This window comes from Pseudomonas sp. LF-5 (genome assembly GCF_037626295.1).
GTDB classification, from domain to species: Bacteria; Pseudomonadota; Gammaproteobacteria; order Pseudomonadales; family Pseudomonadaceae; genus Aquipseudomonas; species Aquipseudomonas monsensis.
Genome location: NZ_JARKMT010000003.1, coordinates 174035 through 196545 on the forward strand (window position 1 = coordinate 174035; position 22511 = coordinate 196545).

Genomic DNA, 22511 nt, shown 5'->3' on the forward strand with positions numbered 1-22511 from the left:
CGGCTAATTAATTCGATAGCCTGCTATTTTTTCAGGATGGTCTACCCTCAGATCAGACGTCTGAAACAAGGGGGATTTTCCATGCTCGCGCAACTTCCACCGGCCTTACAGAATCTGCAGTTACCGCTTCGTCTGCGGCTCTGGGACGGCCATGAAATCAATCTGGGGCCGGCGCCCAGCGTCACCATTGTGGTCAAGGACCCGCAGATGGTCAGCCAGTTTACTCATCCAAGTCTCGACGCGCTGGGGGCGGCGTTCATCGAGGGCAAACTGGAACTGGAAGGCTCGATCAGCGAGGTCATCCGGGTCTGCGATGAGTTGAGCAGCGCGTTGCTCGATGAAGAGGAAGACAGTCAGCCGGTGCGTTCCGTGCACGACAAGGAGACTGACGCTAAATCCATTTCCTACCACTACGACTTGTCCAATGCGTTCTACCAGCTCTGGCTGGACAGCGACATGGCGTATTCCTGCGCGTATTTCGAAACGGGCAGTGAAACCCTCGAGCAAGCGCAACAAGCCAAGTTCCGTCACCTGTGCCGCAAGCTGCGTTTGCAGCCGGGCGACTATCTGCTGGATGTCGGCTGCGGTTGGGGAGGGCTGGCGCGTTATGCCGCGCGAGAGTTCGGTGCCAAGGTGTTCGGCATCACCCTGAGCAAGGAACAACTGGAACTGGCCCGTGAACGGGTTAAAGCCGAAGGGCTGGAAGACCAGGTCGAACTGCAATTGCTCGATTACCGCGATTTGCCGCAGGACGGGCGCTTCGACAAGGTGGTCAGTGTTGGCATGTTCGAACACGTCGGTCACGCCAATCTTGCCGAGTATTGCAAGACCCTGTTTGGCGCGGTGAAGGAGGGTGGACTGGTGATGAACCACGGGATCACCGCCAAGCACACGGACGGTCGTCCGGTGGGGCGCGGTGCCGGGGACTTCATCGAGAAGTACGTGTTTCCCAACGGCGAGCTGCCGCACCTGGCGATGATTTCGGCCGAGATCAGCGAGGCTGGGCTTGAGATCATCGACGTCGAAAGTCTGCGCCTGCATTACGCGCGCACACTGGATCACTGGAGCGAGCGCCTGGAGGACAACCTCGAAGCGGGGGCGAAACTGGTGCCCGATCAAGCGTTGCGCATCTGGCGTCTGTACCTGGCCGGTTGTGCGTACGCGTTCGCTCGCGGCTGGATCAATCTGCACCAGATCCTCGCCGTCAAGGCGCATCCGGATGGCAGCCATGAACTGCCATGGACACGGGAAGATATCTACAATCCATGACGCCAGTGCGCCTTTTGCCTTACGGCAAAGGGCTCAAAGAATCGGTGAAATGAGCCGGGCGATCCGCATGCCGACCTGTTGCAGGCGGTGGATCTCCCGGCTTTCTTCTTTGGCGACCTCATAGGATTGCTCGAAATCCTGATTGAGCATGTGTTCCACACTGGTGGCGAAGTCGCTATCGACGGTCAGCAACATCACTTCGAAATTCAGCCGGAATGAGCGGTTGTCCAGGTTGGCGCTGCCGATCGCACTGATCTCGCTGTCGATCAGCACCACTTTTTGATGCAGGAATCCGGGTTCATAACGAAATACCCGCACACCGGCGCGTACCGCTTCAAAGGCGTAAAGGCTGGACGCCGCGTAGACGATCCGGTGATCGGGCCGCGATGGCAGTAACAAGCGCACATCGACGCCGCGTAATACTGCCAGGCGTAACGCGGCAAATACCGCTTCGTCAGGAATGAAATAGGGGCTGGTGATCCACACTCGCTCTGTCGCGGCGTGAATGGCTTCGACGAAAAACAGCGAACAGGTTTCGTAGGCATCTGCCGGGCCGCTGGCCAGCAATTGGCAGAGCACGCCATCGTCCGGGTATTCATCCGGCAAAATAAGCGGCGGCAAGGCCCGTGCGGCCCAGAACCAGTCTTCGGCAAAGGATTCCTGCATGCACGCCACCACCGGACCGCGTACTTTCACATGGGTGTCGCGCCACGGTGCCAGCGGTGGCTTCTCTCCCATGTATTCATCGCCGACGTTATGTCCGCCGACAAAACCGACTACACCATCGACCACGACGATTTTGCGGTGGTTGCGGAAGTTGACCTGAAAGCGGTTGAGCCAGCCACTGCGGGTGGCAAACGCCTCGACCTCGACGCCGCCGTCGCGCAATGCCTGCACATAGCTGTGGGGCAGGGCGTGGCTGCCGATGCGGTCGTAGAGCAAATGAATCGCCACGCCGTCGGCGGTTTTCTTCAGCAGCAGATCGCGCAGGCGCTGACCGAGGCGATCATCGTGGATGATGAAGAACTGGATCAGCACGGCTTCCTTCGCGTGTTCGATGGCCTGGAAGATTGCGTCGAAGGTGGCCGTGCCGTTCACCAACAACTGCACCTCGTTGTTCGCCAGACACGGCATGCGTCCCAGTTTGGGCATGGCGCGCAATGAGGTATAGGCGTTCGAGGCGCGAGCAGCCAGCGCTTCTTCGACCCACGGCCGCCAGTTCAGCTCGGAAATCGCCTGACGCATCTGTTCGTTGGCCTGGCGTCGCGCCTTGATGTAACCATCGAAAGTGCTGCGACCGAAGACCAGGTAGGGAATCAGCGTCAGGTAGGGGATGAAGATCAGCGACAATGCCCAGGCGATCGAGCCTTGGGCCGTACGCACGGTGAGCACCGCATGTACGGCGGCAATCAATCCGAGGGTATGTATCAGAGCGATGAGATAACCGAAAATGTGCGGTCCAAAATAATCCATGGGGCAGCCTTGCTCCGGAAGATTTAATGCTTAACAGACCATGTTCTGTTGCGAATGTCGCTATTTAATTGGTGCATGAACCGAAGCAATCGGCCGACGTCTAACGGCCACTACTGATCAGGAGTTTTTCGATGAACGTTCGTCTGCTGGGTTTGGCGCTGGGCCTGGGTTTGGCATTGCCGGTGATTGCGCAAGCGCAGATGTTGCAGCCAGGGCTGTGGGAAATGACATCGAGCAACGTCAAAGTCGATGATCAGCCGATGGATGTGCAGTCGATCCTCGGCCAGATTCAAGGCCAGATGACCCCGCAACAGAGGGCGGCCCTGGAAAAGAACGGTATCAATATCGGCGGTAAAGGCATTCGTGCCTGCCTGACGCCGCAACAGGTGGCAACCAACGATATTCCGTTGGCTGATCCGCAATCAGGTTGCAAGCAACAGATCACCGAGCGCAACGGCAACCAGTGGAAATTCCGCTTCAGTTGCCCGAAAGCCCAGGGCACGGGCGTGGCAACGTTCCAAAGCGATCGGGAATTCACCACGGTAGCCAACGGCACGTTCAATGCCATCGGGATCAACCAGAAGGGCAGCCTGGAGACCCGCGCCGTGTGGTTGGGCCAGGATTGCGGCGCGGTTAAACCAAGAGCTTAAAAACATCGCGGGCAAACCCGCTCCCACAAGGTTCTGCAGTGGACATCAATGTTGTGTTCACCGGTGCAACCTGTGGGCGCGGACTTGCCCGCGATCGCGTCTTGTCAGTCACTGAATGCCTCAGCGCAAGAATCGCAACGCCAACCCTCGACACCCGTCATGCACCCGGTCGTCCCGCCACGCAATCTGCCCCGAAACAATTGTCGTATTCACCCGATGCCGAAAGCGGCGACCGGCAAACGGCGTCCATCCACATTGCGACAGAATCGGTTGCCGAGACACCTCCAGCGTCTGCGGTTCAATCAACACCAGATCTGCCCAATATCCCTCTCGCAAATAACCGCGATCCGGAATGGCAAACAGATCCGCCACCCGGTGACTGGTCTTCGCCACCAGCGTGGTGATCGGCAAGACAGCGTCCGCCACCAGCTCCAGCAAGGCGGGCAGGGCGTGTTGCACCAACGGTAATCCCGATGGCGCCTCGCTGTAAGGTCGTTGCTTTTCCTGCCAGGTATGCGGCGCATGATCGCTGCCGATGACATCCAGCCGCTGGCTGTTCAACGCGGCGCGCAATGCATCACGGTCGGCGGGGGTTTTGATCGCCGGGTTGCATTTGATCAGGTTGCCCAGCGTTGGGTAGTCACGATCATCGAACAGCAGATGGTGCAGGCAGACTTCGGCGGTGATGTGCTTTTGCGCCAGTGGTTTGTCTTCGAACAGTTCGAGTTCACGTGCGGTGGTGAGGTGCAAAACGTGCAAGCGCGTGCCATGACGCTTGGCCAGGTCCACGGCCAGTGACGAGGAGCGATAGCAGGTCTCGGCATTGCGGATCAGTGCATGGGCATCCGGCGGCAGATGTGCACCGAACCGTTTGCGCAGGTTGGCCGCGTTGGCGTCGATGCTCGGCGTGTGTTCGCAGTGTGCCAATAGAAGGGTCGGTACCTCGGCGAACAGCCGTTCGAGGATTTGCGGATCATCCACCAGCATGTTGCCGGTGGACGCGCCCATGAACACTTTCACCCCGGCCACCTCACTCGGATTGAGCGCCGCCACCGTGTCGAGATTGTCCTGACTCACGCCAAAGTGAAAACCGTAGTTGGCCACCGAACTCATCGCCGCCCGGCGCTTCTTGTCCGCCAGCGCTTCGAGGGTGAGGGTGGCCGGTTGGGTATTGGGCATGTCCATGAAGCTGGTGATGCCACCGGCCACCGCCGCGCGGGACTCGGTATATAGGCTGCCCTTGGCTGGCGCACCCGGCTCACGAAAATGCACCTGATCATCAATCATGCCGGGCAGTAGCCACTGACCGTTGGCGTCGATTTCCACCGCCGCGTTTTCGCCTTCGATGCTGCGGGCGATCTTGACGATGCGTCCGTTGCCAACCAATAAGTCGCCGTCGAACTCACGCCCTTCGTTGACCAGTCTGGCATTGCGAATCAGCACGCTGCTCATGGTTCAGAACTCGTTCTGCAAGGCTTTGTAGCCACGTACCAGATCGACATTGGTGCGCGCCACGTCTTCGGAAAACTCCGAGGCGCTGACGCTCACCGGTGGGAACTGCGAGAGATCGGTCTTCGGCCCGATGCGGGTGGTGGAGGGCACGTAGAACGCGTCGGGCAGATCGCGCCCGTCGACCACCGAGTTGTGCCGAACCACGCAGCCGTTGCCGACCACGCAGTTGAACAGCACGCTGTTGAAACCGATGAATACCCGGTTACCCACAACACACGGACCATGCACGATCGAACGGTGGGCGATGGAGCTGAATTCGCCGATCGTCACCGCCGCGCCGGATTTGGAGTGGATGACCACGCCGTCCTGGATGTTCGAATTGGCACCGATGGTTATCGCTTCCATCTCGCCTGATGCATCCACTTCGTCCGCGCGAATGACCGCATAAGGCCCGACAAATACGTTTTCGCCGATCACTACTTTGCCGCAGATGATTGCGGTTTTATCGACGTAGGCCGATTCGGCAATCTGCGGCAGATCACCTGATGGGTTCTTGCGAATCATGGTTGGCTCAGTGCGTTGTAGAGGGTGTTGAGGTTGTACTCGAACAGACCGGTGAAGGTGCTGGCCGGGCCGCTTGCGGCGAGGGCATCCGAATAGAGGGTGCCGCCAATGTGCGCTCCGCTTTCGTCGGCGATCTGTTTGAGCAGGCGTGCGTCCTTGATGTTTTCCATGAACACCGCTTTGACGTGGGCCTGGCGAATCTGGGTGATCAACGCCGCGACTTCTGCGGCCGAGGGTTCGCGTTCGGTGGACAGTCCTTGCGGAGCCATGAAGTCGATACCGTAGGCCTGGCCGAGATAACCAAAGGCGTCATGGCTGGTGACGATCTTGCGGTTGCCCGCTGGCAGCGAACCGAACCTGGCCTTGGCTTTGGCGAGCAGGGCGTAGATCTGCTTCCGGTAGGTTTGACTGTTGCGTTCGTAGTCGGCCTTGTTGGCCGGGTCGGCGGCGATCAACGCTTTGGTGATGTTGGCGATGTACAGCTCGGCGTTGGCCAGATTGTGCCAGGCGTGCGGGTCGGGGATGGTCTCGCCATCTTCATCCAGCGAACGTGGAATCACCCCGTGACTTGCACTGATCACCGTGGCCTGGGTTTCGGTGCTGGTCACCAGTCGATCCAGCCATGGCTCGAAACCGAGGCCGTTCTTGATGATCAGTCTGGCCTTGAGCAGCGCTTTTGCATCGTCCGGTGTCGGCTCGTAGGTGTGAGCATCGGCGTCGGGGCCGACCATGTTGGTGATCTGGACATGCTCGCCACCGACCTGATGAACCATGTCGGCGAGGATGCTGAAGCTGGTGACCACGGGCAGTTTTTCCGCCGCCGATAACGACATCGACAGCATCAGGCTGAACAGCACAAATAGAGCGCGCATCGGGAGACACCTCATTGGGATGTGAGCAAAGGCGGGCGGCGCAACAGACCGTGGACCGGTCCGAACACCACGGACAGCAGATAACCGAGGCCGGCAATCAGCACGATGGCCGGGCCGCTGGGCAGCGAGTAGTAGAACGACAGCAACAACCCGAGCCAAACCGAGAGGCAACCGAGGGCGGCTGCGATAGCGATCAGGCTCGGCAGGTGTCGGCTCCAGAATCGCGAAGCTGCAGCGGGAAGCATCATCAGTCCCACCACCATCAAGGCGCCGATGGCCTGAAATCCGATCACCAGATTGAGTACGACCAGGGTCAGGAATACGCCGTGTGCCAGAGGGCCGAGGCGGCTGACGGTGCTCAGGAACAGCGGGTCGAGGGTGTCGAGCAGCAGCGGTTTGTAGATCAGGGCCATGGCGATCAGGCTCAAGGCGCAGACCCACAACATGCCATGGAGTGTCGGTCCGTCCACGGCCAGTGCCGAGCCGAACAGCAGGTGCAAGAGGTCGAGGCGTTTGCCGGCGATGCCGAGAATCAGCACACCGCTGGCGAGGGAAATCGGATAGATCGCGGCGAGGCTGGCGTCTTCGCGCAGGCCAGTGCGGCGAGTGATCCACGCGGCGAGGCCGGCCATGCTCAGACCGGCGCCGAGACCGCCGAGGGTCAGGGCAGGCAGACTGAGGCCGGCGAACCAGAAGCCCAACGCGGCACCGGGAAGAATGCCGTGGGCGACGGCGTCACCGATCAGGCTCATCCGCCGCAGAATCAAAAACACCCCGAGTGGGGCAACGCTGCAGGCGAGCACCAGCCCGCCGAGCAGCGCACGCCGCATGAAAACGAACTCGCTGAACGGTTGCCAGAAGTGCGCGATGGCAAGCATCAGGCCACCTGCATGTCGGGAGTTTGTTGAATCAGTTCCGTGCTCGCGCCGTACACACATTGGCGATTGTTGATCAGCACTGTTTGAGCGATGTGTTGGCGGACGGCAGCGAGGTCATGGCAGACCACGACGAGGGTTCGGCCTTCGCCGTGCCAGGCGTGAATATGTTCCCAAAGCAACTGCTGGCCGAGTTCATCGAGTGCAGCGTGGGGTTCGTCAAGCAACAGGATCGGCGCGTCGGTCAGGCTCAAGCGCGCGAGCAGGGCACGTTGCAGTTCGCCGCCCGACAGTGCCATCAGCGGCCGGTGGCTGAGTCCACTCAAGTGCCAGTTGTCCAACGCATCGGCGAGTCGCTGGGCACGCAGCTGGGTCGATAATCTACGGCCCCAGAAACCGGCGGCCACCAGTTCGTGGAGGCTGATCGGGAATTGTCGGTCCAGATGCTGTTGCTGTGGCAGGAAGGACAGACCGCTCTGGCGTGGAACACTCAGCGTGACCTGGCCCGCCAACGGCTTTTGTAAACCGGCCATCACTTTCAGCAGGCTGCTTTTGCCACAACCGTTAGCGCCAACGATTGCCGTGAGACTGCCATTGTCCAGCTCAAGTGAAAGGGGGGATGTCAGGGGTTGGCCGGGGGCGCCCCACGTCAGGGATTGGCAACGGATCATGCGTGCTCCCGCTGCCAGCGACTTTGCGCAACGGCGTCGTGGGCGTGGAGGCTTTCGGCATGAACCACGCGCAGCTGGAACGCGCTGACGCCCGGCGTGCGTCGCAGGGCCAGATTCAGTCGGCGGGCAGCGTCTTCGCAGAACATCAGATTTTGCCCGTTAGCGAGGGCGAAGGCTTGTTCGTCGGCGCGTTTCACTGCGGTTTGGACGGCGGTACCGAGCGCCGCTTCGGCGTCGTTGATGATTGCTGTCAGTGGCAGCTCGTCGATGAATTCGTCCAGTTGAAGGTGCAATTCCGCAATGCTGCGTTGGCTGTGCGGCGTGGCGAGAATGCCTTGCGTTGAACCCAGCCAGGTCAAGACATCGGCATGTTGCAGCGACTTGTTGGCGAAGTCGTCGATGAATTGCTGCTGAATCAGCTGGCGGGCCAGCGCGGCGGAGCAAGGGCATGTTGATGAGTAGGGCACGTCGATTTGTAGTTCCACGTGGAACATTTGCTTTTCCAGACGAGCAGCAATGGTTGCCGGATAGGATTTCCAGCCGCTCAACGGACTGACCAGTGCGGGTCTTTTCAGCAGCAAATCGGTGTGGATATTCAGATAGGCGCTATTGGATAAACCCTCATGGCTGTCGAGAAACCGTTGCAGCACCTGCCGTATCAGCGCAGGGGAAAGGTTTTCCTGCTCGAGTGTTGCGAGCGCCAGATAGAGGCGAGACATATGAATACCGCGTGCCTCGCCATCATCCAGACTCACGCCAGCATCGGCCTTCGCACTCAGTTGTCGGCCTTCCAGCCACACAGGTAAAGCGATGCCGCGCATGCCCACCCATTCGAGAGGGAGAGCTTGGCGAGCGGCCTGCGCGGCGATGTCCGGTAAGGTCAGCGCATTCATGTTCAGCCCCATCGTGTTAATTGAAATTGATGTTACATTATAACAATTCAAATCACGATGCCTTTTTCATGAACAGGCTTTCATATGCACAGACGCCATCTGCTTAACCTGATATTGGCCAGCGCGGCCTTCGCCCTTCCTTTCAGTGTCTCAGCCACGCAAGTTCGTAACGCGCGGCTCTGGCGCTCGGGTGAGAAGTTGCGGCTGGTATTCGATTTGAGCGCACCGGTGCGCTACAAGACTTTTGCACTCAGCGCTCCAGAGCGATTGATCATTGATCTGAGCGGCGCCAGTGTGACCGGCGATTTCAGTCAGTTAGCCCTCGGTAACACGGTGATCCGTTCAATTCGATCCGGCCATTTCGGCCAGGGTGACACGCGGATTGTTCTCGATCTGAGCAGTCCGGTGCTGCTTAACAGCTTCCTGCTGGCGCCGCAGGATGGCCAAGGGCACCGCTTGGTGCTTGATCTGGTGAGCGCCAAACCGGCCCCGACCGCCCCAATGGTTCCACGTGAAACACCTGCAAAAGGCGTTCATCCTCAGCGCGACATTATCGTGGTCGTCGATCCCGGGCATGGCGGGAAGGATCCTGGCGCGGTTGGCGCCAAGGGCGAGCGTGAAAAAGATGTGGTGCTTTCGATTGCGCAACTGCTCGCAAAACGCCTGAAAAAAACCAAGGGTTTTGACGTGAAATTGGTGCGCAATGACGACTTTTTTGTGCCACTGCGCAAGCGCGTCGAGATCGCCCGCCAGCACAAGGCCGACCTGTTTATCTCGGTGCACGCTGACGCAGCGCCACGTCTGACCGCATCTGGCGCCTCTGTGTATTGTCTTTCGGAAGGGGGCGCGACGTCGGCAACCGCGCGCTTCATGGCGCAACGCGAGAACGGTGTGGATTTGCTCGGGGCTACCCGCTTGCTCAACCTCAAGGATAAAGACCCGATGCTGGCCAGCGTGATTGTGGATATGTCGATGAATGCAACGATTGCCGCCAGTCTGCAGCTGGGCAGCACGGTGCTTGCCAGCTTGGCGGGGATCACCACGCTGCACCAGAAGCGCGTCGAACAGGCCGGATTTGCCGTGCTGAAGTCCCCGGATGTGCCTTCCATCCTGGTTGAAACCGGCTTCATTTCCAATGCTCGCGACAGCCAGCGACTGGTTACGGCGAGGCACCAGCAAGCGGTGGCCGAGGGATTGTTCGATGGTTTACAGCGCTATTTTCAAAAGAATCCGCCGGTCGACAGTTACATCGCCTGGCAACAGGCACAACACAGTTCGCGGGTCTAACAGCCCGTTATGCGGCTGCAGGTGAACTTTGCGCTGCTACCACCGGAGCTGGAGAAGCGATTGATGGTGGTCCAGCCCACCCGACGGGTGTAGCCCACCCAGGCTTCACCGTCGGACGCGATGCCGGTGAAGAACGTCAGTTGCCCGAAGCGGCTGTTGGTCTGAGCCCAGTAACGCTTTCCAGCTTTCTCGAATCCACGCAGGTAAAGCGTACTACCTACGGTGTTGACGCTGTACGCATTGCCATCAGCATCCATGCACGCCAGCAGATTGGCGCTGCGTGTGCAGCTGGCCAGTGCTGGAACCTGAGCCCAGGCATTGCCCACCATCAACAGCGCGAGGTTGAAAACCGAGTACTTCAGCGCATTTCTCATCACGTTTTCCAAGAAGCCAGTTGATTGCAGCTTCCAGTGCTTTGTCGTTCAAGGCAAGACAAGGGCTGGCTTGTTTGCGTTGTTATACTATAACATTAATTTGAACTGAGCCTGACCCGACCGACTTCGAACGTTTACTTTCTCTGAAGCCCATCGTTTGGGGCCAGAAAACGTCCGGCGCGAGCAAAAGCGCCAGTCGGCTACCATTTGATGAGGATTACCCAATGTCAGCTGCATTGCCTGTGACCGTGCTTTCGGGATTTCTCGGCGCCGGAAAAAGTACACTTTTGAATTACGTACTACGTAATCGAGACGGATTGCGAGTGGCGGTCATCGTTAATGATATGAGCGAGATCAATATTGATGGCAGCGAAGTTCAGCGCGATGTCAGCCTGAACCGTGCCGAAGAAAAGCTCGTCGAGATGAGTAACGGTTGCATCTGCTGTACGTTACGCGAGGACTTGCTCGAAGAAGTGAGCAAGCTCGCCCGCGAGGGTCGTTTCGATTACTTACTGATCGAATCCACCGGGATCTCCGAGCCGCTGCCGGTGGCAGAAACCTTCACCTTTCGCGACGAACAGGGGCAGAGCCTCGCTGACGTCGCGCGCCTCGACACCATGGTCACTGTCGTCGACGGCATGAACTTCCTCCTCGATTACCAGGCGGCGGAAAGCCTCGCCTCTCGAGGCGAAACCCTTGGCGAGGAAGACGAGCGCTCCATCACCGATCTGTTGATTGAACAGATCGAGTTCGCCGACGTGCTGCTGATCAGCAAGATCGACCTGATCAGCCAAGGTGATCGCGATGAACTGATGGCCATTCTCGGACGCCTTAATGCTCATGCTGAAATCATCCCGATGGTGATGGGCGAAGTGCCGCTGGAGAAGATCCTCAACACCGGTCGCTTTGACTTCGAAAAAGCCGCGCAGGCACCGGGGTGGCTGCAGGAGTTACGGGGCGAACACGTGCCGGAAACCGAGGAGTACGGCATCGCGTCAACGGTCTACCGTGCGCGTCGGCCCTTTCACCCGCAGCGGTTTTTCAGCTTCATCGACCGTCCGTGGCTGAACGGTAAACTGCTGCGCTCCAAAGGTTTCTTCTGGCTGGCCAGCAAACCCACGGATGCCGGAAGCTGGTCGCAGGCCGGCGGTTTGATGCGCCATGGCTTCGCGGGTCGCTGGTGGCGTTTTGTGCCGAAATCCCAGTGGCCGCAGGATCAGGAAAGCACCCAGGCGATCATGCAGAACTGGACGCCGAGCGTCGGTGATTGTCGTCAGGAACTGGTGTTCATTGGCCAGAACATCGACTTCGCCCAGCTCTCGGCGGATCTGGACGACTGCCTGCTGAGCGATGAGGAAATGGCACTCGGTGCGCAGGGCTGGCGATTGCTAGCGGATCCGTTCGGCCCCTGGCACGACGAGGCCGCCTGATGCTCGCGTTCAAGCAGCTGCAAAACCGCGCGCGTTATCCGCATCACGGGCCGACGCCCAATGCATTGGCGCGGATCCTGGAGGACGACATCAACCTCGCGGTCTGGCAGCGACAACTGCCGCTGCACATTGCCGATTTCGCCGGGCTGCTGCTTTCGCGCAATGAACCCTTGGCGGAGTCGCTGTGCCTGGAGTTGCCTGAGGAGGACGCCGAGCCTGACCTTGCCGGGCTGGCCGCAGGATTTCGTGACCTGGAAGGCTACGACAGCTTTATCGCCGACCTGAGATGGCTGGTCAGTGCATTTGCCTGTTTATTGGGTGCGCGGCGCATCGGCCTGCGGCTGCGGGTACTGGACAAGGCCATGTGCCCACGCTTCCACGTTGACCATGTGCCGGTGCGCCTGATTACCACGTACGCCGGCGTCGGCAGTCAGTGGCTCACCGAGGGCGCCATGGACCGTACTCAACTGGGGCAGGCCAACGCCGAGCCGCAGGATTGCGCGCAGATCCAGCAACTGGGCAGCGCTCACGTCGCGCTGCTCAAAGGTGAAAAATGGCACGGCAACGAGGGCTTTGGCTTGATTCATCGTTCGCCGGCATTATCGCCGGGCGAGCGTCGGTTGATGCTGACCCTCGACTGGCTCGGTTAAGCGCTCAAGGTTTGAGCCAGGTGCCCTGGCTCTGGCCTTCGCAATACGGTTGCAGATACGCCGCATCAGTGGCGACGCCGTAATAGTGGATATCCTGGCGGTAAGGCATATTGGCGACTTGCGCGTTGCTGCACACGCCAAAGGCGCCGGCGGGGCATTGATCGACGTACTGCACCTCGACTTTCTGTCCGGCCAGGGTCGGCTGACAGAAACCGTCGCTGAACAGCTTGGCCGGGATGTTGCGGTTCTGTTGGCAGACTTTTACATCAAGCCGCTCGCCCTGACTGTGCACGACACAGGCCTGAGCCAACGCTTCGCTCGACAGCAGCATCAACAGCAACGACCATCCCACCCAACGCATCTTCAACCTCCTCAGAAAATGCCAGCCATGTTGCAGAACATTCCAACTCATGTCATCGCCGGTCCCTTGGGGGCGGGCAAGACCAGCCTGATCCGCCAGCTCCTGGCGCAACGCCCGGAAGGGGAGCGCTGGGCGGTGCTGATCAATGAGTTCGGCCAGATCGGCCTTGATGCCGCACTGCTGACTCGTGACGCCGATGGTATCGCACTGGGCGAAGTGGCCGGGGGGTGTTTGTGTTGCGTCAATGGTGCGCCGTTCCAGATCGGGCTCGGGCGCTTGCTGCGCAAGGCAAAGCCGGATCGGCTGTTTATCGAGCCGTCGGGGCTGGGTCATCCGGCGCAGTTGCTCAGGCAGTTGAGTGAAGCGCCGTGGCGCGGCGTGCTGGCGGTACAGCCGTGTGTTCTGGTGCTGGACGCTCAGGCGCTGGCGGCGGGAAAACCGTTAGCGGCAGCGCAACAGGAGGCTCTTGCCGGCGCCGGTTTACTGTTGCTGAACAAGGCTGAAAACCTTGATGAGCGCCTGCGCGGGCAGATAACCGCACAACTACCGCCCGTGCGGTTGCTCTGGACGCAGCAGGCGCAGGTGTCCCTGAGCGAGTTGCCGGGCCTGACCGCACGGGCGACGGCGGGTGCGGATAGCCTGATCGTGCCCAACGGCCCGGCGCCCATGCCAACGGTGTGGAGTGATCCGACGCAACCGATCTGTCTGAGCCAGGCCCTGGAGGGCAGTTGGAGCGTGGGTTGGCGTTGGCACCCGGGGCAAACGTTCGACAGCCAGCGAATCGCCGACTGGCTGGCAAGCTTGGAGTGGAAACGCGCCAAACTGGTTATCCACAGCGTCGCGGGCTGGGTTTCAGCGAATGCGCTGGACCGGGCTGAATTGAATTGGCAACCAAGCGAATGGCGGCGGGATTCGCGGATCGAGCTGATTTTCAGTGAGCCACAGGAGGTCGGGGCATTGCAGGCCGGTCTGGCGAGTGCGCGGACAAGCTGAGACTCAAAAGCTCACAAGACGGGACTCAGGGCTTCCACTTGGTGTGTTCCTGGCGCCACTGACTGAGCTCGATCACTTCCGCGCGAGGCTTGTGCACCTCGACCACCGGCGGCGTATCGTCGAACGGCGCCGGGTAGGGCGCCAGTTCGATCTGTGCACTGTGCGCGCCGAACTGGGTGATGGTGCCGTTGTGGCGGGTTTCGCCGGTGACGGTGAATTCGAAGTTGTACACCCGCGCCAGGCGTCGGCGACCGCTGGCGTCCTTGATCAAGCCAATCTTTTTCAGCGCGACATTACCGTCCAGCAGTTCGATGCCAACGTTGATGCAATGCTGTTTGACCCGCTCCAGCGCTCGCTCGCGCAAGCCGTGGTTGTGCCATAGCCATGCGCCGGCAGCGGCGAACAGCATCAACACGAAGATGTTTTCGAGGGTCAGCATCGACAGGGGACTCCAAAAGATAGCGTCAGCTTAACTGCGTCGCCGGCCTGTCGTACAGGCTGCGTTTCGTCGCATACTGCGCGGCTTGAATTTCAATCGTTTTACGGAATGACCCGAATGAAACGTACGCCTCATCTGCTCGCCATCCAGTCCCATGTGGTGTTCGGCCACGCCGGCAACAGCGCTGCGGTTTTCCCGATGCAGCGGGTCGGGGTGAATGTCTGGCCCCTCAACACCGTGCAGTTTTCCAATCACACTCAATATGGGCAGTGGGCCGGTGAAGTGCTGGCACCGCAACAGATCCCCGAACTGGTTGAAGGGATCGCTGCCATCGGCGAACTGGGCAACTGCGATGCGGTGCTGTCCGGCTATCTCGGCAGTGCGGCGCAAGGGCGGGCGATTCTCAGCGGCGTCGAGCGCATCAAGTCGGTCAATCCCAAGGCGCTGTATCTCTGTGACCCGGTAATGGGCCATCCGGAGAAGGGCTGCAGTGTGCCGACCGAGGTCAGTGACTTCCTGCTGGAAGAGGCGGCCGCCGTGGCGGACATCATGTGCCCGAATCAGCTGGAACTGGACAGCTTTTCCGGGCGCAAGCCGCAGTCGCTGTTCGATTGCCTGGCGATGGCGCGAGCCCTGCTGGCCCGCGGCCCGAAAGCGGTGCTGGTCAAACATCTGGATTACCCGGGCAAGCCGGCGGATGGCTTCGAGATGTTGCTGGTCACCGCTGACGGCAGCTGGCATTTGCGCCGGCCGTTGCTGGCGTTTCCGCGGCAGCCGGTGGGGGTGGGCGATTTGACGTCCGGTCTGTTCCTGGCGCGGGTGCTGCTCGGTGACAGCCTGGTAGCGGCGTTTGAATTCACCGCAGCGGCGGTGCATGAAGTGCTGCTGGAGACGCAGGCGTGTGCCAGTTATGAGTTGCAACTGGTGCGGGCACAGGACCGGATTGCGCACCCACGGGTGAAATTCGAGGCGACGGCCATCAGTCTGTAGGCCGTGTAATGCGCATTCGCGAGCAAGCCCGCTCCGACATTGGTTTGGTGAACCGCACAGATCCAATGTGGGAGCGGGCTTGCTCGCGAAAGCTATCTATCAAGCCACATCAATTGGGGCTGGTCAGGCGTCGCCCTTGATCTCCTGATAACGCTTCTCCAGCTCCTGGCGAATCTGCCGACGCTGCTGCGCCTGCATGTAGCGGCGTTTGTCTTCGCTGTTCTGCGGTTGCAGCGGCGGTACTGCCGCCGGTTTGCGCTGGTCATCGACAGCGACCATGGTGAAGAAGCAGCTGTTGGTGTGGCGCACCGAGCGCTCGCGGATATTCTCGGTCACCACTTTGATGCCGACTTCCATTGAGGTGTTGCCGGTGTAGTTGACCGACGCGAGGAAGGTCACCAGCTCGCCGACGTGAATCGGCTCTCGAAAAATCACCTGATCAACCGACAGGGTCACTACGTAGCGGCCGGCATAACGGCTCGCGCAGGCGTAGGCCACTTCGTCGAGGTATTTGAGCAGGGTGCCGCCGTGGACATTGCCAGAGAAGTTGGCCATGTCGGGGGTCATCAATACCGTCATCGACAGCTGGGCGTTTCCGGGTTCCATAACGTTCTCACGGATCAAGGCTGAGTGGCTGAAAGCACCTCTGCGGGTGCCTGGTCGCTTTTCAAAAGCACCGTTATCGGGACGCCGGGCGACAGGCCGCCGTCACGCCGGAATCGTTCTGTTTCCATATATTGCACCGCCTTCCAGGCGGAAGTCGCGGTGTTAACCTGCAAAAGGCCCTGCCCAAGGGCAATTCCCACGTGAAAAGCGGATTTTTCTCACCTCGCCCAGACCGTTCTGACGTCTGTCCGCGAGTCTCGTCATACAAGGAGGCCACGCCATGCATGCCATCAGCTTTATTCAGGATCTGGCAGTGATCATGTTGGTCGCAGGCGTGGTCACGGTACTGTTTCATCGCTTCAAGCAGCCTGTGGTACTCGGCTACATCGTTGCCGGCTTCATCATCGGTCCGCACACCCCGCCGTTCGGCCTGATCCACGACGAAGAAACCATCAAGACCCTTGCCGAACTGGGGGTGATCTTCCTGATGTTCTGCCTGGGGCTGGAGTTCAGCCTGCGCAAGCTGTTCAAGGTCGGCGCCACGGCCTTCATTGCAGCGTTCCTCGAAATTGTCCTGATGATCTGGATCGGCTACGAAATCGGCCGCTGGTTCGACTGGAACACCATGGACTCGCTGTTCCTCGGCGCGATCCTGGCAATCTCCTCGACCACCATCATCGTCAAGGCGCTCAATGACCTGAAGATGAAAAACGAGCGTTTCGCGCAGTTGATCTTCGGGGTGCTGATCGTCGAAGACATCCTCGGCATTGGCATCATCGCGTTGCTGTCGAGCATCGCGGTGAGCGGCACGGTGAGTTCCGGCGAGGTGTTTTCCACGGTCGGCAAGCTGTCGCTGTTCATGATTGTCGCGCTGGTCATTGGCATTCTGCTGGTGCCGCGCCTGCTGGCCTACGTCGCCAGATTCGACAGCAACGAGATGCTGCTGATCACCGTGCTGGGCCTGTGTTTCGGGTTCTGCCTGCTGGTGGTAAAACTTGAATACAGCATGGTGCTCGGCGCCTTCCTGATCGGTGCGATCATGGCCGAGTCGCGGCAACTGCTGAAAATCGAGCGCCTGATCGAACCGGTGCGCGACCTGTTCAGTGCGATCTTCTTTGTGGCGATCGGTCTGATGCTCGACCCGATGATTCTGCTCGAATACGCCTGGCCGATCGCCGTGATCACTGTCGCCGTGGTGCTAGGCAAGATGCTGTCCTGCGGCCTCGGTGCCTTTATTGCCGGCAATGACGGACGCACCTCACTGCGCGTCGGGATGGGCCTGTCACAGATCGGCGAATTTTCCTTCATCATCGCCGCGCTGGGCATGACCCTGCAGGTCACCAGCAACTTCCTTTACCCGGTCGCTGTGGCCGTGTCGGTGATTACCACGCTGCTGACGCCGTATCTGATTCGTGCCGCCGATCCGCTGTCGATCAAGTTGTCCGCCGCTGTGCCCAAGCGCCTGGGGCGTGTTCTGGGTATGTACGGCGAGTGGCTGCGCAGCATTCAGCCGCAGGGCGAGGGCGCGATGCTGGCGTCGATGATCAGGCGAATCCTGTTGCAGGTCGGGGTCAATCTGGCGCTGGTGATTGCGATCTTCTTCGCCGGGGCCTACTTCGCCGAGCGTATATCGACCTCATTGCAAGACTGGGTCAGCGATCCGAGCTGGCAGAAGGCGTTGATCTGGGGCGGGGCGTTGTTGGTGTCGTTGCCGTTTTTGATCGCGGCGTATCGCAAGCTCAAGGCGCTGTCGATGCTGCTGGCAGAGATGGGGGTAAAGCCGGAAATGGCCGGTCGTCACACGCAGCGAGTGCGCCGGGTGATCGCCGAAGTGATCCCGATCCTCTCGCTGCTGGTGATTTTCCTGCTGTTGTCAGCCTTGTCGGCCAGTATCCTGCCGACCAACAAGTTGCTGGTGCTGATCGCCGTGGTGGCGGCCGCCGTGGCGGCGCTGCTCTGGCGCTGGTTCATCCGCGTGCACACGCGGATGCAGGTGGCTTTGCTGGAGACCCTCGATAACCACAAGGAGTCGTCGGGGCATTGACCTCCCGGGACGTGTGGCAGATCAGCTTTCCAGCCAGACGTCCCGCGCCCAATGCCACACCGATTCCCAGGACTCTTCGGTGATCAGCTCTTCTTCGCCGGACCACAGCACCACGGTGCCGTCTTCTTCAACGCAGTAGTAGTTGTAGCCGTCCTGACAGATCGGGATCAGGTCGCGCGGTACGCCAATATCCCAGGCGTTGGCCGCGACTTCCGGCAGGTAGGTGTGCGATTGCGGGTCGGTGACGGTCACCGGCTCGAGGCTGCCAAACACCACATCGCTGACGGTCAGCAGAAACTCTTTGAAGACGAACGGAATGTTGATGAACAGTTCTTCCTCGATCTCCACCAGTTGGTCTTCGTCAGGCAATTCCAAAGGAACCGGTACGGGTTCGTTGGCTTCGCGCAGTTGTTCGATGATTTCTTCCACGTCCGGGATCCTCTTGCTTGAATGGCGCGGTTTATATGGGCCGGTTTATACAGTAGCTCGCTATAGATGCAACCGCGAAATAGAAAAACCCCGGACGAGTCCGGGGTTTTCTTGGTCGCAGGTTCAGCGCAGCAAGGCTCAGCCGTTCTGACGAATACCGGCCACCAGCCAAGGCTGGTTGTCGCCCTGCGGACGTTCCATGTTCCAGCTTTCGCTGAACACTTCGCCCTGGTCGAAACGCGAGGTTTTCGACACACCACTGAAGGTCAGGGTGGCGATGGTCTTGTCGGCACGATCATCGACGCCGTCCAGCTGCACCTGCAGGTTGTCGATGTAGGTCGACTGGAAGCCGTCGCCCAGATCCGCGCGCTCACGCTTGAGGAAGTCAAGCATTTGCGGGGTCACGAACTCGGCGATCTTGTCCATTTCGTTGGCGTCCCAGTGCTGCTGCAGCGACTGGAAGTGGCTGCGTGCGGCTTCAAGGAAGCGCTGCTCGTTGAACCAGGCTGGCGCGTTGATTACCGGACGAGCGGCAACCGGAGCCGCCGAACCACCGAAGATCGAACCCATGGCAGCAGGCTTCTGTTCGAACACTTCACGCTGCATCGGCGCGCCGGCCGGAGCCAGATGCTCCTGCTGCTTGCGTCGACGGGCGGCGATGAAGCGGAAGATCACGAACGCGATCACGGCCATGATCAGGATGTCGAAGATCTGCATGCCCTGGAAGCCGCCGCCCATGAACATGGACGCGAGCAGGCCACCGGCAGCGATACCGGCCAGCGGGCCGAGCCATTTCGAAGCGCCACCGGCCTTGGCAGCGGCGCCAGCGGCACCGGCAGCACCAGCGGTCGCTGCTGCGCCGCCCATGCCTGGAGAAGAAGGAGCCATCTGGCTGGTCTGGTGCGCCGGCGCAGCGCCGGAGCTTTTGCCACCACCTAAGCGCTTGGCGTTGGCGTCGAGGCTCATCGTCAGGCCGATGCACAACGCCATGGCGATGCTAAGAAAACGTTTCATAAAGGGAATTCCCGTTTGTGGAGACACGCGCGCCATGTTGCACAGCTGAAGTGTTACTGGCTAGCGAGAGAGTGTTTCGGGCTTTTGCCTGACAGGTTAGGTTCAGCTCGGTCAGGGCAATAAGGCTGTTTACTTTTGGCTGTAGGAAACGACGACGGGTTCAGTGAGAAATCGCCTTAGCGACGAAACGCCAACATCACCACACCTGCCGTGATCAGGCCGATGCCGCCCCATTGGCGCAGGTCGAGTTTTTCGCCCAGCAGGATCACGCCGAGCACCGCCACCAGCACCACGCTGAGTTTATCCACTGGCGCGACCAGCGAGGCCGGGCCGACTTTCAGTGCGCGGAAATAGCAGAGCCACGATGCACCGGTCCCCAGACCGGACAGTAGCAGGAACAGATAGCTCTTGGCGGAGATCGAACCCAAGGACTGATATTGGCCCGTCGCGTACAAAATCAAGGCCAGGCTGACCAGTACCACGATGGTGCGCAGCAGGGTGGCGAAGTCGGAATTGACGTTTTCGATGCCGACTTTGGCAAAGATCGCCGTCAGTGCAGCGAAAGTCGCCGAGAGCAGGGCCCAGAATGTCCAGGAGGAAAAGAAGCCTGAGCCCATGAAGTGCTCCCAAATTGCATCAAAGCTCACACAAGCTCTGTAGGAGTGAGCCTGCTCGCGATTGAAGCACCTCGGTCTAACTGTCAAACCGTGGTGAAGCTATCGCGAGCAGGCTCACTCCTGCAGAAGAGCAATCGAGCAAAGCCTTAGATAGCTTCCAGCTTGGCGTAACCGAGCATCAGCCACTTGCTGCCTTCGCTGAAATTCACCTGAACCCGCGCCTGCGCGCCGGCGCCTTCGAAGTTGAGGATCACGCCGTCGCCGAAGATCGAATGGCGCACGGCCTGGCCCAGACTGAAGCCGGTTTCCGGAATTTCGCTGCCGCTGAACAGGTTGCTGCCGCTCATTGACTGGTTGCCACCGAACGGTCGGCTGACGCTGTTCGACAAACGCACTTCCTGAATCAGGCCCTTCGGCACTTCGCGTACGAAACGCGAAACCTTGTTGTAGGTTTCGCTGCCGTACAGGCGTCGGGTTTCAGCATAGGTCATCACCAGATTCTGCATGGCCCGGGTGATGCCGACGTAGGCCAGGCGCCGTTCTTCCTCAAGGCGCCCCGGTTCTTCCAGGCTCATCTTGTGCGGGAACAGGCCTTCTTCCATGCCCACCAGGAACACGTAAGGGAATTCCAGGCCTTTGGCGCTGTGCAGGGTCATCAGCTGAACGCTGTCTTCGTGTTCGTCGGCCTGGGTGTCTCCGGCTTCCAGCGAAGCGTGGCCGAGGAACGCCGCCAGTGGTGTCAGCTCTTCGTCTTCTTCGGTGTTCTCGAAGTTGCGCGCGGCACTGACCAGTTCCTCAAGGTTTTCCACCCGTGCCTGGCCTTTCTCGCCTTTTTCCGCTTCGTGATAGGCGATCAGCCCCGACTGCTCGATGACGGTCTGGGTCATCAGGTGCAGCGGCATCTCCATGCACTTGGCGGCGAGGTTTTCGATCAGCTCGATGAACGCACCCAGCGCCCCGGCGGCGCGACCGGTCAGGCCTTTATTGGCCACCAGTTGGCGCATCGCTTCCCACATCGACACATCGCTGTGGCGTGCGTGGTCGCGGATCGCTTCGACGGTTTTTTCGCCAATGCCACGGGCCGGTACGTTGATCACCCGTTCCAGCGCGGCATCGTTGCCGCGGCCTTCGAGCAAACGCAGGTAGGCCATGGCGTTCTTGATTTCCGCGCGCTCGAAGAAGCGCTGGCCGCCATAGATGCGGTACGGAATGCGTTCGCGCAGCAAGGCTTCTTCCAGAACGCGCGATTGGGCGTTGGAGCGGTACAGAATCGCGATATCGCTGCGGGCCAGGCCGGTTTTCAGCGCGCTTTCGATGGTTTCGACAACGTAACGTGCTTCGTCGTGTTCGTTGAACGCGGCGTACAGATTGATCGCTTCGCCGTCGCCGCCATCGGTCCACAGCTCCTTGCCCAGGCGCCCGGTGTTATTGGCGATCAGGGCGTTGGCCGCTTTCAGGATGCCGGCCGTGGAGCGGTAGTTCTGCTCCAGACGAATGGTTACCGAATCCGGGAAGTCGGACGAGTACTGATGAATGTTCTCGATTTTCGCGCCACGCCAGCCGTAGATCGACTGGTCGTCGTCACCGACCACCATCAGGCTGTCGCCACCCTTGCCGAGCAGACGCAACCAGGCGTATTGCACGGCGTTGGTGTCCTGGAACTCGTCCACCAGAATGTGCCGGAAGCGCTTCTGATAATGCGCCAGCAGGCCCGGGTGGTCGCGCCACAGGTCGAGGGCGCGCAGCAGCAGTTCGGAGAAGTCGATGACGCCGGCACGCTGGCAGGCCGCCTCGTAGGCTTCGTAAATGCCGCGCATGGTGGCCAGGAACAGATCGCCACTGGCTTGAATATGTTGCGGGCGCAGACCTTCGTCTTTTTGCCCGTTGATGAACCACTGGGCCTGCCGGGCCGGCCAGCGTTGCTCGTCCAGACCCAGCTCGCGGATCACTCGCTTGACCAGTCGTTGCTGGTCGTCGCTGTCGAGAATCTGGAAGGTCTGGCTCAAACCCGCTTCCTGCCAGTGCGCCCGCAACAAGCGGTGCGCCAGGCCGTGGAAGGTGCCCACCCACATGCCAGCCGGGTTGATACCCAGCAACTGCTCGATGCGGTGACGCATCTCGGCAGCGGCCTTGTTGGTGAACGTCACCGACAGGATGGAGTGGGGCGAGGCGTTTTCGACCTGGATCAACCAGGCGATACGGTGCACCAGCACTCGGGTTTTACCGGAGCCAGCACCGGCCAGGACCAACTGACGGCCAACGGGGGCGGCTACGGCCTGGCGTTGGGCATCGTTGAGGGAGTTCAGCAGAAGGGAGAGATCATCGCGCATCGGGGCATTCTAGGGTGCGCCGCAGGCCCGGGCAAACCGAGCTTTGCATTAGCCGATGAAAGTGCTGCCGATGACGACCGGTCGGTCATCGGCTGAAGGCGTGAGTCCGTGTGGCTCTGCGGGTTTCGGCGTCGTTGCGGGGAGCAAATGTTTCGCTGAAATTATGACCTGGGGCAGTTTGGCAACGGGATCGGCTTGTGTATGCTCCGTGCACGTTTCGGGCGCACG

General features: G+C 60.1%; 23 protein-coding genes. 8 read left to right on the forward strand and 15 right to left on the reverse strand.

What is annotated here, in order from left to right:
• Window positions 1–81: 81 nt before the first annotated feature.
• On the forward strand, window positions 82–1269 hold the full coding sequence (gene cfaB / locus PseuLF5_RS12830; protein WP_340133691.1) for a C17 cyclopropane fatty acid synthase CfaB: 1188 nt from the start codon (window positions 82–84) through the stop codon (window positions 1267–1269).
• Window positions 1270–1302: 33 nt separating this feature from the next.
• On the opposite strand, the gene cls is transcribed toward cfaB, so the two are convergent.
• The gene (gene cls / locus PseuLF5_RS12835) at window positions 1303–2742 is read right to left on the reverse strand and encodes a cardiolipin synthase (protein ID WP_340133692.1); all 1440 of its coding nucleotides are present in this window, start codon (window positions 2740–2742) and stop codon (window positions 1303–1305) included.
• 131 nt (window positions 2743–2873) lie between these two features.
• Between cls and PseuLF5_RS12840 the strand changes: the two genes are divergently transcribed.
• A complete protein-coding gene (locus tag PseuLF5_RS12840; protein WP_123470034.1) occupies window positions 2874–3392 on the forward strand; it encodes a DUF3617 domain-containing protein in 519 nt (172 codons plus the stop codon).
• Window positions 3393–3512: 120 nt separating this feature from the next.
• Here PseuLF5_RS12840 and PseuLF5_RS12845 read toward each other — a convergent pair whose 3' ends face one another.
• Genes PseuLF5_RS12845 through folE2 form a run of 6 tightly spaced genes read right to left on the reverse strand, consistent with a single transcriptional unit; the run spans window position 3513 to window position 8719 of the window.
• Window positions 3513–4844, reverse strand: a complete 1332-nt coding sequence (locus PseuLF5_RS12845; protein ID WP_123470032.1) for a dihydroorotase — start codon at window positions 4842–4844, stop codon at window positions 3513–3515.
• Window positions 4845–4847: 3 nt separating this feature from the next.
• Window positions 4848–5408, reverse strand: a complete 561-nt coding sequence (locus PseuLF5_RS12850) for a gamma carbonic anhydrase family protein (RefSeq protein WP_128615744.1) — start codon at window positions 5406–5408, stop codon at window positions 4848–4850.
• Window positions 5405–6280, reverse strand: coding sequence for a metal ABC transporter substrate-binding protein (locus PseuLF5_RS12855; protein WP_340133694.1), 876 nt, complete (start codon window positions 6278–6280; stop codon window positions 5405–5407). Before PseuLF5_RS12855 ends, PseuLF5_RS12850 begins: the two co-directional genes overlap by 4 nt.
• An 11-nt stretch (window positions 6281–6291) precedes the next feature.
• Window positions 6292–7158 carry a metal ABC transporter permease gene (locus PseuLF5_RS12860; protein ID WP_123470025.1) on the reverse strand — a complete coding sequence of 289 codons (867 nt, stop codon included), beginning with the start codon at window positions 7156–7158 and terminating at the stop codon, window positions 6292–6294.
• Complete coding sequence (locus PseuLF5_RS12865) at window positions 7158–7826, reverse strand: metal ABC transporter ATP-binding protein (protein WP_186743828.1); 669 nt, start codon at window positions 7824–7826, stop codon at window positions 7158–7160. The genes PseuLF5_RS12860 and PseuLF5_RS12865 overlap by 1 nt, the downstream gene beginning before the upstream one ends.
• Window positions 7823–8719, reverse strand: a complete 897-nt coding sequence (gene folE2 / locus PseuLF5_RS12870; protein WP_340133696.1) for a GTP cyclohydrolase FolE2 — start codon at window positions 8717–8719, stop codon at window positions 7823–7825. Before folE2 ends, PseuLF5_RS12865 begins: the two co-directional genes overlap by 4 nt.
• A gap of 84 nt (window positions 8720–8803) precedes the next feature.
• Between folE2 and PseuLF5_RS12875 the strand changes: the two genes are divergently transcribed.
• Window positions 8804–10006 (forward strand): N-acetylmuramoyl-L-alanine amidase, encoded by a 1203-nt coding sequence (locus PseuLF5_RS12875; RefSeq protein WP_340133698.1) that lies wholly within the window; start codon window positions 8804–8806, stop codon window positions 10004–10006.
• Here PseuLF5_RS12875 and PseuLF5_RS12880 read toward each other — a convergent pair.
• Window positions 10003–10380, reverse strand: a complete 378-nt coding sequence (locus PseuLF5_RS12880) for a glutamine synthetase (RefSeq protein ID WP_340133700.1) — start codon at window positions 10378–10380, stop codon at window positions 10003–10005. The genes PseuLF5_RS12875 and PseuLF5_RS12880 overlap by 4 nt on opposite strands.
• A 224-nt stretch (window positions 10381–10604) precedes the next feature.
• Here PseuLF5_RS12880 and zigA point away from each other — a divergent pair, with 224 nt between their 5' ends.
• Together zigA and PseuLF5_RS12890 are read left to right on the forward strand one after the other, a co-directional pair.
• Window positions 10605–11810: a zinc metallochaperone GTPase ZigA gene (gene zigA, locus PseuLF5_RS12885; RefSeq protein WP_336347590.1), complete on the forward strand. Its 1206-nt coding sequence runs from the start codon at window positions 10605–10607 to the stop codon at window positions 11808–11810.
• Window positions 11810–12460: a DUF1826 domain-containing protein gene (locus tag PseuLF5_RS12890; RefSeq protein ID WP_123470016.1), complete on the forward strand. Its 651-nt coding sequence runs from the start codon at window positions 11810–11812 to the stop codon at window positions 12458–12460. Before zigA ends, PseuLF5_RS12890 begins: the two co-directional genes overlap by 1 nt.
• A 4-nt stretch (window positions 12461–12464) precedes the next feature.
• Here the strand turns inward: PseuLF5_RS12890 and PseuLF5_RS12895 are convergent, their stop codons facing one another.
• Window positions 12465–12821 carry an NADH:ubiquinone oxidoreductase gene (locus tag PseuLF5_RS12895; protein ID WP_186743833.1) on the reverse strand — a complete coding sequence of 119 codons (357 nt, stop codon included), beginning with the start codon at window positions 12819–12821 and terminating at the stop codon, window positions 12465–12467.
• Between the two features lie 27 nt (window positions 12822–12848).
• Here PseuLF5_RS12895 and PseuLF5_RS12900 point away from each other — a divergent pair, with 27 nt between their 5' ends.
• Complete coding sequence (locus PseuLF5_RS12900; RefSeq protein WP_336347589.1) at window positions 12849–13814, forward strand: CobW family GTP-binding protein; 966 nt, start codon at window positions 12849–12851, stop codon at window positions 13812–13814.
• Between the two features lie 25 nt (window positions 13815–13839).
• Here PseuLF5_RS12900 and PseuLF5_RS12905 read toward each other — a convergent pair whose 3' ends face one another.
• Entirely contained in the window at window positions 13840–14253 is a 414-nt protein-coding gene (locus tag PseuLF5_RS12905) for a DUF3301 domain-containing protein (protein WP_123470010.1), read from the reverse strand.
• A gap of 117 nt (window positions 14254–14370) precedes the next feature.
• Here PseuLF5_RS12905 and pdxY point away from each other — a divergent pair, with 117 nt between their 5' ends.
• Window positions 14371–15243 (forward strand): pyridoxal kinase PdxY, encoded by an 873-nt coding sequence (gene pdxY, locus PseuLF5_RS12910; protein WP_128615994.1) that lies wholly within the window; start codon window positions 14371–14373, stop codon window positions 15241–15243.
• Between the two features lie 123 nt (window positions 15244–15366).
• On the opposite strand, the gene PseuLF5_RS12915 is transcribed toward pdxY, so the two are convergent.
• Window positions 15367–15849 carry an acyl-CoA thioesterase gene (locus tag PseuLF5_RS12915; protein ID WP_003229693.1) on the reverse strand — a complete coding sequence of 161 codons (483 nt, stop codon included), beginning with the start codon at window positions 15847–15849 and terminating at the stop codon, window positions 15367–15369.
• A 280-nt stretch (window positions 15850–16129) separates the two neighbouring features.
• Between PseuLF5_RS12915 and PseuLF5_RS12920 the strand changes: the two genes are divergently transcribed.
• Window positions 16130–17893 (forward strand): cation:proton antiporter, encoded by a 1764-nt coding sequence (locus PseuLF5_RS12920; RefSeq protein ID WP_123470007.1) that lies wholly within the window; start codon window positions 16130–16132, stop codon window positions 17891–17893.
• Between the two features lie 21 nt (window positions 17894–17914).
• On the opposite strand, the gene PseuLF5_RS12925 is transcribed toward PseuLF5_RS12920, so the two are convergent.
• The 4 genes from PseuLF5_RS12925 to uvrD form a co-directional block, all read right to left on the reverse strand.
• Window positions 17915–18322, reverse strand: coding sequence for an SMI1/KNR4 family protein (locus tag PseuLF5_RS12925; RefSeq protein WP_123470006.1), 408 nt, complete (start codon window positions 18320–18322; stop codon window positions 17915–17917).
• A gap of 138 nt (window positions 18323–18460) precedes the next feature.
• A complete protein-coding gene (locus tag PseuLF5_RS12930) occupies window positions 18461–19336 on the reverse strand; it encodes a Tim44 domain-containing protein (RefSeq protein ID WP_336347587.1) in 876 nt (291 codons plus the stop codon).
• Between the two features lie 176 nt (window positions 19337–19512).
• On the reverse strand, window positions 19513–19953 hold the full coding sequence (locus PseuLF5_RS12935; RefSeq protein ID WP_016984014.1) for an EamA family transporter: 441 nt from the start codon (window positions 19951–19953) through the stop codon (window positions 19513–19515).
• A gap of 146 nt (window positions 19954–20099) precedes the next feature.
• Window positions 20100–22283: a DNA helicase II gene (gene uvrD, locus PseuLF5_RS12940; RefSeq protein WP_123470002.1), complete on the reverse strand. Its 2184-nt coding sequence runs from the start codon at window positions 22281–22283 to the stop codon at window positions 20100–20102.
• Between the last annotated feature and the right edge of the window lie 228 nt (window positions 22284–22511).

Coding starts and splice junctions, on each gene's coding strand:
- cfaB (WP_340133691.1), top strand. CDS start 82: ATGCTCGCGCAACTTCCACCGGCCTTACAGAATCTGCAGTTACCGCTT.
- cls (WP_340133692.1), bottom strand. CDS start 2,742: ATGGATTATTTTGGACCGCACATTTTCGGTTATCTCATCGCTCTGATA.
- PseuLF5_RS12840 (WP_123470034.1), top strand. CDS start 2,874: ATGAACGTTCGTCTGCTGGGTTTGGCGCTGGGCCTGGGTTTGGCATTG.
- PseuLF5_RS12845 (WP_123470032.1), bottom strand. CDS start 4,844: ATGAGCAGCGTGCTGATTCGCAATGCCAGACTGGTCAACGAAGGGCGT.
- PseuLF5_RS12850 (WP_128615744.1), bottom strand. CDS start 5,408: ATGATTCGCAAGAACCCATCAGGTGATCTGCCGCAGATTGCCGAATCG.
- PseuLF5_RS12855 (WP_340133694.1), bottom strand. CDS start 6,280: ATGCGCGCTCTATTTGTGCTGTTCAGCCTGATGCTGTCGATGTCGTTA.
- PseuLF5_RS12860 (WP_123470025.1), bottom strand. CDS start 7,158: ATGCTTGCCATCGCGCACTTCTGGCAACCGTTCAGCGAGTTCGTTTTC.
- PseuLF5_RS12865 (WP_186743828.1), bottom strand. CDS start 7,826: ATGATCCGTTGCCAATCCCTGACGTGGGGCGCCCCCGGCCAACCCCTG.
- folE2 (WP_340133696.1), bottom strand. CDS start 8,719: ATGAATGCGCTGACCTTACCGGACATCGCCGCGCAGGCCGCTCGCCAA.
- PseuLF5_RS12875 (WP_340133698.1), top strand. CDS start 8,804: ATGCACAGACGCCATCTGCTTAACCTGATATTGGCCAGCGCGGCCTTC.
- PseuLF5_RS12880 (WP_340133700.1), bottom strand. CDS start 10,380: ATGAGAAATGCGCTGAAGTACTCGGTTTTCAACCTCGCGCTGTTGATG.
- zigA (WP_336347590.1), top strand. CDS start 10,605: ATGTCAGCTGCATTGCCTGTGACCGTGCTTTCGGGATTTCTCGGCGCC.
- PseuLF5_RS12890 (WP_123470016.1), top strand. CDS start 11,810: ATGCTCGCGTTCAAGCAGCTGCAAAACCGCGCGCGTTATCCGCATCAC.
- PseuLF5_RS12895 (WP_186743833.1), bottom strand. CDS start 12,821: ATGCGTTGGGTGGGATGGTCGTTGCTGTTGATGCTGCTGTCGAGCGAA.
- PseuLF5_RS12900 (WP_336347589.1), top strand. CDS start 12,849: ATGTTGCAGAACATTCCAACTCATGTCATCGCCGGTCCCTTGGGGGCG.
- PseuLF5_RS12905 (WP_123470010.1), bottom strand. CDS start 14,253: ATGCTGACCCTCGAAAACATCTTCGTGTTGATGCTGTTCGCCGCTGCC.
- pdxY (WP_128615994.1), top strand. CDS start 14,371: ATGAAACGTACGCCTCATCTGCTCGCCATCCAGTCCCATGTGGTGTTC.
- PseuLF5_RS12915 (WP_003229693.1), bottom strand. CDS start 15,849: ATGGAACCCGGAAACGCCCAGCTGTCGATGACGGTATTGATGACCCCC.
- PseuLF5_RS12920 (WP_123470007.1), top strand. CDS start 16,130: ATGCATGCCATCAGCTTTATTCAGGATCTGGCAGTGATCATGTTGGTC.
- PseuLF5_RS12930 (WP_336347587.1), bottom strand. CDS start 19,336: ATGAAACGTTTTCTTAGCATCGCCATGGCGTTGTGCATCGGCCTGACG.
- PseuLF5_RS12935 (WP_016984014.1), bottom strand. CDS start 19,953: ATGGGCTCAGGCTTCTTTTCCTCCTGGACATTCTGGGCCCTGCTCTCG.
- uvrD (WP_123470002.1), bottom strand. CDS start 22,283: ATGCGCGATGATCTCTCCCTTCTGCTGAACTCCCTCAACGATGCCCAA.